This window comes from Victivallis sp. Marseille-Q1083, assembly GCF_903645315.1.
Classification (GTDB): Bacteria; Verrucomicrobiota; Lentisphaeria; order Victivallales; family Victivallaceae; genus UMGS1518.
On the sequence record NZ_CAHJXL010000001.1, the window covers coordinates 168,171 to 183,204 of the forward strand.

Below are 15,034 nucleotides of genomic sequence, written 5' to 3' on the forward strand. Positions count from 1 at the left end.
GAAAACTTGTCTTGATAGCTTCTCATGCAAGGCAATATGAATTGCGGCAAATAGCTCCAATCGGCAAGTAAAAATGGTGCCGATGGTGGGATTCGAACCCACACTCCGATGAAAGAACTACGCCCTGAACGTAGCGCGTCTGCCAGTTCCGCCACATCGGCACAAAATGGTGGTGGGAGATGGATTCGAACCATCGAAGGTGTAACCAGCAGATTTACAGTCTGCCCCCTTTGGCCGCTCGGGAATCCCACCGGAAAACGCATCAATCTTTCCGAAAGAAAAAAATGGTGGTGGGAGATGGATTCGAACCATCGAAGGTGTAACCAGCAGATTTACAGTCTGCCCCCTTTGGCCGCTCGGGAATCCCACCGGAATAATCTGGAGCGGGTAAGGGGAGTCGAACCCCTATAACCAGCTTGGAAGGCTGGTGCACAGCCGTTATGCCATACCCGCGGCAAAACTCGAAAATGATCGATACAGAATAAACAACCGCAGGAATCTGAATGGTGCCGATGGTGGGATTCGAACCCACACTCCGATGAAAGAACTACGCCCTGAACGTAGCGCGTCTGCCAGTTCCGCCACATCGGCACAAAAGCTATCAGCTCGTTGCATGTTTTCTAAAATACGATATTTTTCCCACTTTGCAAATCGGGAAGGGAAAAAAAAATCAAAAAAAAAGTGGAAAAAGAGTTGTAAAAAACTTGGAGTTGACGCTAAAAAGCATTATCGTATATGATGAAATATTAAACGTTAGGAAGTAAGGTTAATGGGCGTAAAAAAATGGAAGTCGTCCTGTCAAAATCTTGAGACTGGTGTTGACCATCTGATGCGTCAGTTGTCGCTGCCGCATCCGATCGCGCTTTACTTTGCCGCTCGCGGTGTCAAGGAAAGTGCGGTAGTCGACTTTTTAAACCCAAAATTGGCAGGGTTCAGTGATCCCTATCGGTTTCCCGGCATCAGAGATGCCGCGCGCCGGTTGTGGGACGCAATTTTCAGCAAGGAGCCGATCCTCATCCACGGCGACTACGACACCGACGGCATTACCGCCACCGCGTTGCTGTCGCTGGTTCTGCGCGGCAACGGCGCGATCGTGCACTCATTCATCCCGCATCGTTTCGACGATGGCTATGGCTTCACGCCGGAATCGCTTCAGAAGGCATTGAGCACGATCGGCAGTTGCAAGGTATTGGTGACGGTGGACTGCGGCATCACCAGTTGCGACGCGGTAGCCGATGCGGTCAACCTGGGCATCGACACGATCATCACCGACCATCACGAAGCCGGTCCGGAGCTGCCGAAGGCGCTGGCGGTGATCAATCCGAAAATTTATCCGGAGCTCGAAGACCTGCAGGTGCTTTCCGGCGCCGGCGTCGCCTTCAAGCTGTCGCATGCCTTCATCAAATATGGCCGGGAAAATAATCTGGGCGGCTTCAACACCCGGTTGGAGGATGTGCTGGATTATGTCGCGCTGGGCACGGTGGCCGACATCGTGCCGCTGCTCGGCGAAAACCGCATCATGGTCAAATACGGCATCGAAATCCTGAAAAAACAGTTCCGCCCCGGCATCCGGGCGCTGATCGAGAGTTCGCGCTTGCACAATGACCTGGCGCCGTCGGACATCACTTTCAAACTGGCGCCGCGCATCAATGCCGCCGGCCGGGTCGGCGACGCCAATATCGCGATGAGCCTCCTGGAGTCGGAAAATATCGTCGAAGCCTATCAGTTCGCCTCCCGGCTCGAAGAGTACAACCGGATCCGCCAGGAGAAGGAACAGGAAATTTACCAGGAAGCCAAGGCCCGCATCGAAGCCAGCGGCCAGAGCGACAATTATGCGCTGCTGGTGGCCGGCAGCAACTGGCATCAGGGGGTGATCGGCATCGTCGCCTCCCGCCTGGCCCGTGATTACAACCGGCCGACGATCGTGCTGACGATTCAGGACGGTCAGGCTTACGGCTCCGGCCGCAGCATCGGTTCGCTGAATCTGGTCGAGGTGTTGAGCAAGACCAGCCATCTGCTGGACCGTTTCGGCGGTCATCCGATGGCGGTCGGCATCGGCCTGCAGGCGGAGCGGATTCCCGCTTTTCACGAAGCGCTGGAAAAATACGTGCGGGAGCAGTTGAACGCCGAGGATCTGGAAGAGTATATCGCCTACGACGGCGATACGGAGCTGGAAGAGGTCAATCCGGAATTCTTCCGGTATTTGAACCTGCTGGCGCCGTTCGGCCACAGCAATCCGAAGCCGGTCTACCGGTTCAACGAACTGGAAGTGGTGAAATGCTACCCGGTCGGGCACCGACACACCCGCGGCCTGCTGCGCAACCGCAAGCAGGGGCAGATCGAATTCATCGCTTTCAACATGCTGCCGCAGGAATTCACCGGAAAAATGCTCGATGTGCTGGCGACGCCGCAGTTGAACAACTATTACAGCGTCAATCGGCCGCAGTTGAACATCATCGACGTCCAGAACAGTTACTGAGCTGATTCAGCAAGGCTGTCAGGCGCCGTTCAATGGAAAGCGCCGGTTTTCCGGCGCTCCTCGACGACCGCTTCGCCCGCCGGGCCGCGTTCAAGTTACGTCCCGGCCCGGGGGCATGCGGCGCAAACTCTGCGGATTACTTCTTTTTCGGGTCCGTCTTTTTGGCAGACCAGCCCCCCTTGGCGTCGCGGAACCATTCACCCTTCGGTGCGTCGTCGGCAATTTGCAGCGCCCGGCGCTGGCCAACCAATGCCACCGTCGTCTGCTGGCTTTTGGCGATCGCCTGATAGACGGCCTGGCGGTCGCGATTTTCCTGCGCGATCAGCAGTTCCATCTGCGGCAGCGTCTTGGCGTCGATTTTCGCCGGATCGACCAGCGCCAGATAACCGTCGTAAGTCTCTCCGACCTGGCCGGATTTTTTCCACTTGACGACCTGGGACAGGCGCTGCTTCATCCGCTCCTTGATCGCCTGGCTGTTCATATCCTCCCTGGCCGTCGAAAACAATACGTTATTGGTTTCCCTGACCTCCTGCGGCAGCGCATAAAGCGTCCCGCCGCAGAACAGCAGCGTCAATGCGGCCCCGGCAATCAAGCGGCTGTAACCATGTCGTCTCATTTGCTTCCTCCATCTGTTTCGGGTATTTCAATCGCTTCCTCATCCAGGTCGCCAAAGAAATCATCCAGCGCCCGATCGACCTTGATGTTGATGTCCAAGGTAATATGGATCGGTTTGATTTCAATGGGTTTGACATCGACTTCGCTCTGCGTCTGGATCTGGTGGCTGCTCCAACAGCCGCCGACCACCAGCAGAACGCCGCCGAAAGCGCTCAACAGCAAAATTTTCCGGTTCACTTCATCATCTCCGTCAGGTTTTGAAATTTCTGGTTGAATTTAATCAGTTTATTCAAAGGGATCCGGCTGTTGACATCCAGCCGAATGCCCTGAAACAGCGACCCAACCGTGTTGACCCGGACGAAACGTCCGGCCCGTTCGTCAAACCGGAACGGCAATATGCCGGCCGGCTTGCCATCCAGTTTCAACGCCACCGCCAGATCCTCATCGACCGCGGCAAATTCCAGTTTGGCCCACTGGTAATCGAACTTCTTCAACGCCTCCGCCGCCAAATCCAACTGGGTATATTCCGCCGTCCCCTCCGGCAGGCCGGCCAGCAACGGCTCCAACCCATCCAGCTCCAGATGGCTGGCGATGCCCGGCTCGGAATAGAGAAATCCCGGCTCGACCTGCAGCCCGCCGGAATCGAACGTGAACGGAATCCGGCCATACAGCGTCCCGTCGCCGGCCGCGCCGGCCACGCCCAGTTGGTTGATCAACCGCGCCAGATTCAGGTGGTCGCAGTACAGGGCCGCCCGCACCCGGGGATCCCGATAATGAAAACGCAGCGCATGCGTATAAACATTGCCATCGCAACATTTCAATTGCAAATTTTCCAGGAAGAAACTTTCCGATTCCAATTGAAAATCGACCAGGATATCATCAAACGTCCACCCGGCCGCTTTCACCTGCCGGCAGGTCAACCGCTGCGGCCGATTGCTGATCAACTGCGGCAACAATGGCAGCGACAGCGACAGTGCGACCCCGTCGGCGGCAATTCCCGGCCCGGGCAGATTCAGCGCACCGTCGGTCAATTGCAGCGACAGTTCCCCTTCGTTGTGCCCCAGCCCCCAGCAATACCGGCCGTTCAGCGCCAGACGGCCGCTCCATTGGCCGTCCGGCAGCCCCGGCAACAGCTCCCGGCACAGTCCGGCATCCGGCAGAGCCCAGGACGGCATGTCGATCTCCGCGTCGATTTGCAGCGCGGGGGCATATTGAAAAGTGCCGCGCTGCGTCAGCCGCCAACCGGGCAGCTGGCCGATCGTCGCCACGCCGTCGAACCGGAAACCGCCGGGCCGGGCTTGCAGCGCCACCGTCCAGTTGCCGGACTGCCAGTTGCGCCAGCCGACACGGTCGAACGTCACCGAACCGGTCATCGCTTCGCCATCGGCAACCGTTCGGGACAGCGAAGCGTTTACCGCCCCGACCGTCACCCCCAGCGGCCGCAGCCGCAAATCAGTCAATCCGCCGGCGAACCCGAACCGCTCCGGCACGCTCCCCTGCCCGGCCGCGCTGCCTTCCAGGCACAGATTGCCGGCGGTGATGCGACGGATGCCGGGCAACTGCCGCACCGCGAGCTGCGGCGAATCGACCGAGAGCGACAATCCGGCCTGCCAGTCGCCGGCTTGATAAGCCCCAGTCACCTCCACCCCGGAGGCGGCGATGTCAAGTTCCCCGGAATAACCGGCCACCCGCCAGCGATGCCGCAGCGCCGTATGCTGCTTCAGTGCCGCCCGCACCTGCCAGGCCGGAGCCGGCCGGGCCAAATCTCCACTGACAGACAGCGTGGCGGCAAGTTCCGGGAATTCCGCCGACCGCATTTGCGCCGAAGCAGTCAAGGCCCGGCGGTCATGCGGCAGACGCACTGCAAAGTCGGATTCCAACGGCAGCGGCCACCGCTCCAGGCAGAGCATTTCCGCGTTCAGCCGGCCCTCCAGCACAGTTTCCGTTTCCCCGGCCGCCAACCCGCCGGAAATTTCCGGCAACTGCAAACTGCCGTACGGCGAGGAAAACCGCCAGTTGCGCAGCGCCCAATCGAGCTGGCCGGGCTGGCCGGACAATTGCAGCTCCGCCGGCGCTTCACCGGCATTCCCAAGCCGGAAATCCCGCAACGCCAGCCGCAGAGCGGGAAAGCGGCAGATGGCCTCCAGTTTTTCCGGCGCATAAACCAGTCCGCATTGAAAGGAGCCGCCGCCCTCCGGCGTCCAGTCGCCGAAACGCCCGAACAACTCCCGGTAACGGGAAAGACGCAACTGTCCGGCGGCATTGACCTGCAGCTCCCGGCCGGCCGGCCGGTAGACAGCTTCGCCCCTCACCTGATCGGACATGCAGCGCAAATCGAAGCGCAAACGCCAACTGTCCTCCGATTGACCGGGCAGCCGCAGTTCGGCATTCAGCGGAATTTCAAACGCTTCGTCATCCCAGTGCAATTTCAGCGTGCAATATTCCAGCCGAATCTGCCGGACCCGCCAGCGGAAAGCACTCCCGGCTTCCGGCTCCGCCGGAGCGGCGGCGGAAAATCGCGTCATCAGCTCCGGATACAATCCCGGAATGCGCCACCGCCCCTGCTCATAACGCACCTGCAGCGCCGCTCCGACAATCCGGACGGCTTCGATGTCGAGCGTCCCCCCGGGCGACCAATCGAAATTGACCTGCAGCGCCGGAATGCGCAGGACGGTTTCATTGCCGGTCAGAATTTCCACCTCGCCGAGATCCAGCCGGCTGAAACTCAATTGCCGGACTTCACCGCGCAGCGCCTTGACGCCGAGCGCCACCGCCAGACGCGGCAAACCGTACCGCTCGATCCAGCCGGGCAGGCAGCAATAGACCAGAAAACAGCCGAACGCCAGAAACGCCATCCCCCATGGCAGCCAGCGCCCCCGGAGAATCCGCCGCCAGCCGGCAGAAAGTGCTTTGAGAAACCGTTTTATCATTCGTATCATCCAACCGCCGGTTTCATACGCCGGACAGTTTCCATATACTAACATGAATCAAGCCGATTTCAATACCGGAAGCGAAAAAACAATCTGCGCCCGGCCGCCGTTTTATCTGGAAATTACGGGACAAAAAGACTGGAAAAAACGGCATGGAAGTGCTATTTTTATAAATCACTATTGCAAGTTTAAGCGAGGGAATGATCATGTTGCTTTTCCTGTTCGGAATCATCTTGTTGATCGCCGGTTATTTTACTTACGGAAAATTCATCGAGCGGATTCTGGCTCCCGACCACCGGGACACCCCGGCCAAAATCCATCACGACGGCGTCGATTTCGTCGTGCTGCCGCACTGGAAAAATATGCTGATTCAACTGCTGAACATCGCCGGAATCGGACCGGTCATCGGCGTCATCCTCGGCATCAAATTCGGCGCGATCACCTTTTTGATCATTCCCGTCGGCAACGTCATCGGCGGCGCGGTGCACGATTTTCTCTCCGGCATGATGTCGCTGCGGCACGACGGCGCCAATTTGCCGAAGCTGATCCGGATGACGCTCGGTGAAATTTATTACCATTTTTTCTCGATTTTCGTCATCATTCTGCTGCTGCTGGTGGTGGCGGTATTCATCAACATTCCGGCTCAATTGATCGACGGGCTGAATCCGACGATCCATATTTTCTGGCTGGCGGTCGGCGCAATTTTCCTGTATTACATCATCGCGACGCTGTTCCCGGTCGATAAAATCATCGGTTCGGTTTATCCATTTTTCGGCGCCTTGCTGCTGATTGGTACGCTGATGATTTTTGCCGTCCTGCTCGGGGAAGGCTTTCAACGGCCGGAGCTGCTGACCGAATCGGCGTCCTTCAAAGCGGGAATGATCAAGGAACCGATCATCCCGGTGCTGTTCGTCACCATCGCCTGCGGCATCATTTCCGGTTTTCACGCCACCCAGTCGCCGATCATCGCCCGGACGATGGAATCGGAATACCAGGGGCGTTCCTCCTTTTACGGCATGATGATCGTCGAAGGCGTCATCGCGATGATCTGGGCGGCCGCCGGCATGGCGATTTACAACCTTTTCCCGTCCATGATGCAGAACAATCCGACCTCGGTTCTGCTGAAAATCACCGACTATTTCCTGGGCTCCCAAATGGGAACCGTCACCGTGATCGGAGTCATCGTCCTGGCGATTACTTCCGGCGATACGGCGATGCGCAGCATGCGGCTCAGCCTGGCGGAAATGTGCGGCATCAGCCAGAAATCGTTCAGCAAACGCCTGATGATCTGCCTGCCGCTGATCGCCATCGTCTGCGGACTGCTGGCCTGGTCGAACATCAGCGCCAAAACGTTCGGCCAGTTGTGGAACTACTTCGCCTGGGGCAACCAGGTGCTGGCGGCCTCCACGCTGATGGCAGCGACGGTCTGGCTGGTCATGCAGCGCAAGGCCGGCTGGGTGGCGGTCATCCCCGGCATGTTCATGACCTTCATCGTCGTCAGCTATATCCTGTGGGTATCGCCGAAACACGGCGGACCGGTCGGCGTCGGACTGCCGCTGCAGATCGCCTACGCGATCGCCGGAGTCGTCTCGCTCGCTTTCGCCGTCTGGGCATACCGGCGCGGCCGCGGCAAACGATTGCAGTAACCGCGGGCGTCACTCCTCCGGCAAAGCGTCCAGTTTCCGGTAGATGCGCCTGGCATTGCGGTAAAAGACCGACTCGTGATGCCGGGCCGGAATCACCCGCCGCAGCAGTTCTACATAGTTGTAAAGGTTGACCAGCGGCCAATCGGAGCCGTACATGACCTTTTCATAATCGGACAGATAAGCCAGCCAGCAGCGAAGCTGATCGAGATAAGCGCGATAGGTTTCGCAGAACGATTCGATGTCAAAATGGCCGGTCGCCAGCCCGGACAAATCGGCGAAAACATTCGGATTCTTGGCCAGAACTTCAGTGGCATCCACCAGCCAGGGATTGCCGTAATGGGCCATGACGAAGGTGGTCTGCGGAAATTTGACCGCCACGGCGTCGACCTGCAACGGGTGGGAATATTTCACCAGCGCCCGGCTGCTGGCGGTATCGCCGGTATGGAAGACGACCGGCACATCGTAAACCGCCGCCAACTCATAGAACGAATAATAGAGTTCGTCATCCGGATAGAAATAATTGTAACCCGGATACAGCTTGATGCCGACACAGGCCGGACAGCGCAGATGGCGTTCGAAATCGGCGAGCGAAGCGGTGACATTCCGCGGCGTCAGCGTGGCGCTATCCACCCCGCAGCAGTAAGCGACAAACGACGGCTGGTTGTAATCGACGACATCCACCGGGCCGGCCAGGTCCGGTCCCAACGCATGGCTGATACCGTCGTCCGGCGTCTTGCCCCCCGACCCCATGACCACAGTGCGGACGATCTGCAGCTCCCGCAGCACCCGGCTCAGGTGGGGAACGGTATTTTCATGGCCGGCAGCGGCGGCGGTTTCATTGAAATGGTGAGAGGTGGAGAAGTGGATATGCGCATCGATTATTTTCATCATGAATTCCTCCGATCAATCTGAAAATACAATACCGCCGGAGAACAAACAATGCAAATAGACGCCCGGCCCAAAAGGCCGCAGGGGAAAAATTGTTTCCGCCGAAACGGAAAACAAGGCAGGAGGGCAAAAAAAACTGTAATACCGCCTCTGGCAAATGGGGCATTACCGTCCCGCGCTCCCGATCGCGAAAATTCCGGGGGGATCGAAAATCGGAAAAAACACCGCAACCGGGATTGCTTTTTAAACATTATAATGTTATAATGTATCAAATCAACAATTCGAAGGTGGAAACGATGGATTTACCGAATTTGCCGAAACTGATCGATCTGAGCTGTGTGAAAACCGACATCGTCATGGAAGATCTGCGCGCAATGGTGGCCCTGGCGAAAAAACACCGCTTCATCTGCTGTTTCGCCATGCCTTGCTACACCGCCTGGCTGATCGAGCAATTGAAGGACGATCAGGACATCCAAGTCGGCGGAGCGGTCGGCTTTCCGTCCGGCGCCGACCTGACTGAAGCGAAAGTGCTGACGGCGGAACGTTTCGTCGCCGCCGGCTGCGGAGAACTGGACATGGTAATCAACGTCGGCGCACTGAAAAACCGGGATTATGCGATGGTGAGCCGCGACCTTGAGCAGGTGAAGGCGGCGGCCGGCGAACGCACCTTGAAGGTTATCCTCGAAGTGGCCTGCCTGACCGATGACGAAATCCGCAAAGGCAGTGAACTGGCCGTCCGGGCCGGCGCCGCCTACGTCAAAACCGGGACCGGCTGGGCCAAACAGCCGACCACGGTCGAACACATCGAACTGATCCGCGATACGATCGGCGACGACGCCAAAATCAAAGCCGCCGGCGGCATCCGGACGCTCCGGGATATCGAACGGATGGTCGCGGCCGGCTGTTCCCGTTTCGGAATCGGCATCAAATCGGCCAGAAATATTTTAAAGGAAGCTGGCCTGGAAGCATGAAAAAAGCATTGACTTTCGATCTGGGCACCGGCAGTTTGAAGGCTTCGCTGTTCGATGAAAACGCCAACAATCTGGGTGAAACGGTGGTCGCCTATCCGACGTTCTGCAGCGCCGACGGCATTCGCCGGGAACAGAATCCGGAGACGTGGTGGCATGGGGTGCGCCAGGCAGTGCAAACGCTGTTGAAGGGACGGAACGACCTGGCGGAAATCGCCGGGATCGGCGTTTCGGGACACAGCCTCGGCGTCGTCGCGGTCGACGCCGACGGCAATCTGCTGAGCGACCGGACGCCGATCTGGTCGGATGCCAGGGCGACGGCCGAGGCCGAAGCCTTTTTTCAAACGGTGAACCGCCGCGCCTGGTATTACGATACCGGCTGCGGCTTTCCGCCGGAACTTTATTCAATCTTCAAAATCGCCTGGTACCGCCGGCACCGGCCGGAATTATACGCCCGAACCCGTTACTTCCTCGGGACCAAGGATTACATCAACTTCAAACTGACCGGCCGCATCGCCACCGATTTCTCCTACGCCTCCGGCAGCGGCCTGTACAGCCTGACTGACCGGCAATATGTGGAACGCTACAGCCTGGCGGCCGGCATCGATCCGGCCAAACTGCCGGAACTGCGGCCTGCCGCCGCAAAGCTCGCCGACCTGAAACCGGAACTGGCGGCAGCCTGGGGACTGCCCGCCGCCGCCATCGTGGTTACCGGCGGCGTCGACAACGCCTGCATGGCGCTGGGAGCCGGTTGCTTCGAACCGAACGACGCCTATCTCTCGCTTGGCTCGTCAGCCTGGGTGGCCGCCTGCGCGGAACAGCCGACGCTGGATTACGACCGGCGGATCTATACCTTCCAGCACTGCGTCGACGGGATGTATCTGCCGGCCTCCGGCATCTTTTCGGCCGGCACTTCGCTGGAGTGGGCACTCGACAATTTGTTTTCGGAACTGCGCGCTCAGGACAGTCCGCTGGCGGCATTCGACCGGCTGGGCGCCCGCGCGCCGCCCCGCGCCCACGGCGTGCTTTTCTGCCCGGTGCTGGCCGGCGGTTCCGGTTCCGATGTCGCCACCGACCTGAAAGGCGGTTTCGCCAATCTTTCGCTGGGCATCGGCCGAGCGGAGCTGGCCCGCGCCGTGCTGGAGGGCATCGCCTGCGATTTGGAATTGTCGTTGCAGTTCCTGCAATCCAAGCTTCCGCTTTCCGCTCAATTGCCGGCGGTCGGCGGCGGCGCCAAAAGCGATTTATGGCTTGACATCTATGCCAATGTACTGGAAAAAGACATCCTGCGCTCCCGGATTTCCCGGGATGCGGTTTCACTCGGCGCCGCCGCGCTGGTCTTCCGGGCCGGCGGTCTCTGGCAAACCTATGACAAAATCAAAGCACTGCACCGTCAAACCGCGCCGATCCGCTGTCAATTGCCAAAGGCGACGGCCTATCGGGCGGTCAAGCAAAAATTTCACCAATTCTGCCGCCAGTTGGCGGCGCTGAATCGGCAAGGAGAGGAATGATGGAGAATTTCGAATATTACAATCCGGTCAAAGTCGTTTTCGGCGCCGGAACTGTCCGGCAAATCGGTCAACATGCGGCGCTGTACGGAAAAAAAGCGCTGATCGCCACCTATCAAGATTGTTCTTTCTTTGCCGAAATCCTGGAAACGATCCATCGCGACCTCGCCGCAAACGGTGTAGCGTCGATCGATTACCCGAACATCACCGCCAATCCGCTGCTGTCCCAGGCGGAACAAGGGGTGGCCGTCTGCCGGGCCGATAAGATCGACGTCATCATCGCGCTGGGCGGCGGCAGCGTCATGGATTGTGCGAAAATCATCGCCGCCGGCGTCAAATACCCGCATCCGCTGGAAAAAATGATCATGTTTTCCCACAGTTGCCCGAAGACGATCCCGCCCCGGCAGGCGTTGCCGACGGTGATGGTCCCGACCTTGCCGGGCACCGGCAGCGAGATGAATCCGACGGCGGTGATCACCGATGAGGCCACCGGCCGGAAATCCTACGTGTGGGAACCGTCCTGCCTCTATGCCAAAACGGCGTTGCTCGATCCCGATTTGACCGTCTCGCTGCCGCCGTACCAGACCGCCTGCGGCGCGTTCGACATCGTCGCCCACGTGCTGGAAGCCTATCTGAACGGCGATCCGGCCGTCAACCTTGAGCTGCAGGAGCGGATGCAGGAAGGCGTCGTCAAGGCGGTCCTGGCCGTCCTGCCGCAGGTATGGAGCAATCCCGGCGATGTCCAGGCCCGCGGCGTGATGATGTGGGCCGCCAGCATCGCGCTGAACGGCTGGCTGACCTCCGGCACTTTCACCTTCACGCCGATGCACCAGATGGGTCATGTCCTGAGCGCCCGTTACCATGCCGCGCACGGCGCGACGCTGGCTTGCATGATGCCGGCCTGGTTCCGTTATTTCGCCGGCCGGCCGGACAACGGCAAATATATCCAGATGGCCGAACGCCTGTTCGGCGCCTCCCTGCCGGAAGCGGCGGATCGGCTGGAAAAACGGATGCGGCAATACGGCATCCAAACCAGACTCTCCCAATTCGGCGTTCAGCCGGCGGAACTCGATGCTCTCACCGACATCGTCGTCGAAGTCAGTTTCGGACCGGATCATCGGTTGTCCGGTCACCCGCCAATGACCCGGCAGGACATCCGGGCCATCTATGAGCTGGCCCTGTAAAAACGAAGGAATCGACCATCATGCCCGAACCGTCATTTCAACAAATCCTGGACGGCACCTTGCAGGCCATCCGCGCACTGCCGACCATCGTTCCGGCGGCCGGCCGCCTTGCCGGCTTTCGCAATTTCCAATCGCCGGCAGCCCAACTGCTGAACCGTTACGACAACTTCCATTACTCCATGGGCGATGCTTTCTACCGTTACGGCGTCAGCGGCATCGCCGCCAAAGCCGCCGGCAATGTTTCACCGGACAAACCGGCCGCCGCCAATGAACTGCTGCGCGGCATCGCCTCGACCTATCGGGAGGTGGCCGCTTATTTTTCCCGCTATGGCCGGGCGGCAGCGGAAGCGGCGCACCGGGCGCCGGCGGCCGAACAAAGCCGTCTGCAGGCGATCGCCGACAATTTGAACTGCCTGGCCGCCCGACCGCCGCAATCGTTCGAACAGGCGCTCCAGCTCTTCTATCTGATGTGGAGCATCCGCGGCATGAACCGCTGCAGCTGCATCGGCCGGCTGGATGTCCGGCTGAAGCCCTTTTACGAGCAGGACAAGCAAGCCGGCCGGATTGATGCCGAAACCGCCTTTGCCCTAATCTGCGAGCTATGGGAGCACCTGAACGGCTGGGGCAGCGGCGACACGCTGATGAACGTTATGGTCGGCGGCAGCAATCCGGACGGCAGCGACGCATCGAGCGACCTGTCGAAACTGATGCTGGAAGCCTCGATCGCCGTCGGCAAAACCGAACCGCACCTCAACGTCCGCTGCCACCGGCAAATCCGGCCGGATGTCCTGGAGGCCGCCTGCCGGCTGCAGTATCTCGGTCACGGGCAGGCGACCATGTACAACGACGACGCCATCCTGCCGGCGATGCGCCGGGCCGGCATTCCGGAGGCCATCGCCGCCGACTACGCCAACGACGGCTGCACCGAAATTATCTGGGACGGCCACGGCCGGATCGATTTCAATCACATCGACGCGGTGGCGGCGCTGGAACTGACGTTGTACAATGGCCGGCCCGCCCCCAACCCCCGCCGGGAAGAGGTCAAGTATTTCCACGCCGCCAATCCGAAAGGCCCGTATACCCCGGAAGTGGTCACCGGTTTTGCCAGCGGCGATGCCGGGCAATTCACCACTTATGAGGAGTTTTATCAGGCATTTCTCCGGCAATACCGGTTCCAGCTCCACTGCAAACTGGAAGAGTTGCGGGAATACGACCGGCAGCGCCGGGCCGGCCAGTGGCACGGCCTGCCGTTTTTGAACGGCACCTATGAAGCCGTATTGACCAGCGGCGTCGATCTGCTGGACGACGGATTGCCGATGAACAGTTATATGGTGTTCACCGGATCGCTGCCGACCGTGGCGGACGGCCTGGCGGCGCTGAAACGGGTCGTCTATGAACAAAAACATTACACCATCGCCCAACTCAAAGCCGCCCTGGAAGCCGATTTCGACGGCGCCGAAACCATGCGCCGGGAGCTGCTGGCGGCGCCGAAATTCGGCAATGACCTCGATGAAGTCGACTGCATCGCCGCCGGGCTGGTAAAGACGATTTGCGACGATTTCGATTCCTACCGACGCGATACCGGCTTTACCGTGTTTCCGGCGTTGATCGGCTGGCGTTTCGTCGAAGAGGCTTACGGAATCGGCGCCACGCCGGACGGCCGCAAATACAAAGAACCGATCGCCGAACATTACTGCGCCACTCCCGGACGGCTTCAAAAAGGCGTCACCGCCCTGATCAACTCGATCGCCAAGGCGCCGCTGGCGCGGGCGATCGGCGTGGCGGCCACCCATATTTCACTGCCGCGCAACTTCGCCGCCGGTCCGGAGGAAGGAGTCGCATTGCTGAAGTCGCTCAATGAGAGCTGCTTCCGGAAAGGGCTGACGCAATTCAACATCGCCATCTACGACACCGAACAACTCCGAGACGCCCAGCGCCATCCGGAGCGCCACCGGGACCTGATCGTCCGCGTCTGGGGCTTCAGCGCCAAATTCGTCGAACTCAGCGAAGAGATGCAGCAACATATCATCCAGCGCGTGATGCCGCGCTAAAGTCACCAAAAGGAATCGAACGAATGTCAACCAATTATTTGTTTGTCTACAATACATTGAAAGAAAAAATCACCAACGGCGATTACCCGATCCAGTCGCTGCTGCCCGCCGAACCGGTGCTGGAAAAGATGTTCCATGTCAGCCGGATCACCATCCGCAAGGCGGTGGAGTTGCTCGCCGCCGACGGCCTGGTCCAGAAGCAGCGGGGCGTCGGTACGATCGTCTTAAATTACAAGGTCACCCAGAATCTCAATTATATCACGTCGCTGACCGAAACTTTGACGAAAAACGGCTATGAAGTGACCATCCCGGCCATGTCGATCGCCGTCGTCAAGGCCGACGCCGCTCTCGCCGGCATCTTCAATGCCAAAGCCGGAACCGAACTGGCCAGGATCCGCCGCACGGTACTGGCCTCCGGCACGCCGCTCGGGCTGCTGGAAAACTACCTGCCATACGAACTGGTCGCGGGAATCGAACAATATGAAAACCGCTTCGTTTCGCTGTACCGGCTGCTGGAAGAGAAGTATTATATCACCCTCGAAATGGCCCAGGACCGCATTTTCGCCAAAAACGCCGACGCCGCCGAAGCGGCCCGGCTCGATATTCCGGAAGGCTTCGCGCTGGTCTGCGTCAAACGGAAATGTCTGCGCTATGGCCAATGCGTCTGCTACGATCTGCTGTCGCTGCGCCACGACATGTACGGCTTCGACATTACCCTCTACGGCCGGAGATGACCGGGTATTTCCATCCTCCGGCGGCGCGCCG

At 59.3% G+C, this 15,034-nt stretch carries 11 protein-coding genes and 5 tRNA genes; 7 read left to right on the plus strand and 9 right to left on the minus strand.

Translation table 11 applies throughout. From position 1 onward, the window contains the following. Positions 1-74: 74 nt before the first annotated feature. From HWX74_RS00575 to HWX74_RS00595, 5 genes are all read right to left on the minus strand, one after another. Positions 75-161, minus strand: a tRNA-Leu gene (locus tag HWX74_RS00575). Between the two features lie 6 nt (positions 162-167). Continuing rightward, positions 168-252 (minus strand) — tRNA-Tyr (locus HWX74_RS00580). Between the two features lie 33 nt (positions 253-285). Beyond that, positions 286-370, minus strand: a tRNA-Tyr gene (locus HWX74_RS00585). 9 nt (positions 371-379) lie between these two features. Next, positions 380-453, minus strand: a tRNA-Gly gene (locus HWX74_RS00590). A gap of 51 nt (positions 454-504) precedes the next feature. Beyond that, positions 505-591, minus strand: a tRNA-Leu gene (locus HWX74_RS00595). A 178-nt stretch (positions 592-769) separates the two neighbouring features. Between HWX74_RS00595 and recJ the strand changes: the two genes are divergently transcribed. Continuing rightward, positions 770-2,479, plus strand: coding sequence for a single-stranded-DNA-specific exonuclease RecJ (recJ, locus tag HWX74_RS00600; protein WP_176011674.1), 1,710 nt, complete (start codon positions 770-772; stop codon positions 2,477-2,479). A 136-nt stretch (positions 2,480-2,615) separates the two neighbouring features. On the opposite strand, the gene HWX74_RS00605 is transcribed toward recJ, so the two are convergent. The 3 genes from HWX74_RS00605 to HWX74_RS00615 are packed head-to-tail and all read right to left on the minus strand — an operon-like array spanning position 2,616 to position 6,024. Next, entirely contained in the window at positions 2,616-3,095 is a 480-nt protein-coding gene (locus HWX74_RS00605; protein WP_176011675.1) for a YdbL family protein, read from the minus strand. Beyond that, the gene (locus HWX74_RS00610; protein ID WP_368506811.1) at positions 3,092-3,286 is read right to left on the minus strand and encodes a YnbE family lipoprotein; all 195 of its coding nucleotides are present in this window, start codon (positions 3,284-3,286) and stop codon (positions 3,092-3,094) included. The genes HWX74_RS00605 and HWX74_RS00610 overlap by 4 nt, the downstream gene beginning before the upstream one ends. 41 nt (positions 3,287-3,327) lie before the next feature. Then, positions 3,328-6,024 (minus strand): YdbH domain-containing protein, encoded by a 2,697-nt coding sequence (locus tag HWX74_RS00615; RefSeq protein ID WP_176011676.1) that lies wholly within the window; start codon positions 6,022-6,024, stop codon positions 3,328-3,330. Positions 6,025-6,230: 206 nt separating this feature from the next. Here HWX74_RS00615 and HWX74_RS00620 point away from each other — a divergent pair, with 206 nt between their 5' ends. After that, on the plus strand, positions 6,231-7,670 hold the full coding sequence (locus HWX74_RS00620) for a carbon starvation protein A (protein ID WP_176011677.1): 1,440 nt from the start codon (positions 6,231-6,233) through the stop codon (positions 7,668-7,670). Between the two features lie 9 nt (positions 7,671-7,679). Here the strand turns inward: HWX74_RS00620 and HWX74_RS00625 are convergent, their stop codons facing one another. Continuing rightward, complete coding sequence (locus tag HWX74_RS00625) at positions 7,680-8,561, minus strand: amidohydrolase family protein (RefSeq protein ID WP_217704808.1); 882 nt, start codon at positions 8,559-8,561, stop codon at positions 7,680-7,682. A gap of 293 nt (positions 8,562-8,854) precedes the next feature. Here HWX74_RS00625 and deoC point away from each other — a divergent pair, with 293 nt between their 5' ends. The 5 genes from deoC to HWX74_RS00650 are packed head-to-tail and all read left to right on the plus strand — an operon-like array spanning position 8,855 to position 15,003. Further along, positions 8,855-9,529, plus strand: a complete 675-nt coding sequence (gene deoC, locus HWX74_RS00630) for a deoxyribose-phosphate aldolase (protein ID WP_217704809.1) — start codon at positions 8,855-8,857, stop codon at positions 9,527-9,529. Next, entirely contained in the window at positions 9,526-11,037 is a 1,512-nt protein-coding gene (locus tag HWX74_RS00635; RefSeq protein ID WP_176011679.1) for an FGGY-family carbohydrate kinase, read from the plus strand. Before deoC ends, HWX74_RS00635 begins: the two co-directional genes overlap by 4 nt. Continuing rightward, on the plus strand, positions 11,034-12,218 hold the full coding sequence (locus HWX74_RS00640) for an iron-containing alcohol dehydrogenase (protein WP_176011680.1): 1,185 nt from the start codon (positions 11,034-11,036) through the stop codon (positions 12,216-12,218). The genes HWX74_RS00635 and HWX74_RS00640 overlap by 4 nt, the downstream gene beginning before the upstream one ends. A 20-nt stretch (positions 12,219-12,238) precedes the next feature. Continuing rightward, positions 12,239-14,269, plus strand: a complete 2,031-nt coding sequence (locus tag HWX74_RS00645; protein ID WP_176011681.1) for a pyruvate formate lyase family protein — start codon at positions 12,239-12,241, stop codon at positions 14,267-14,269. A gap of 23 nt (positions 14,270-14,292) precedes the next feature. Next, entirely contained in the window at positions 14,293-15,003 is a 711-nt protein-coding gene (locus HWX74_RS00650) for a GntR family transcriptional regulator (RefSeq protein WP_176011682.1), read from the plus strand. The last annotated feature ends 31 nt before the right edge of the window (positions 15,004-15,034 follow it).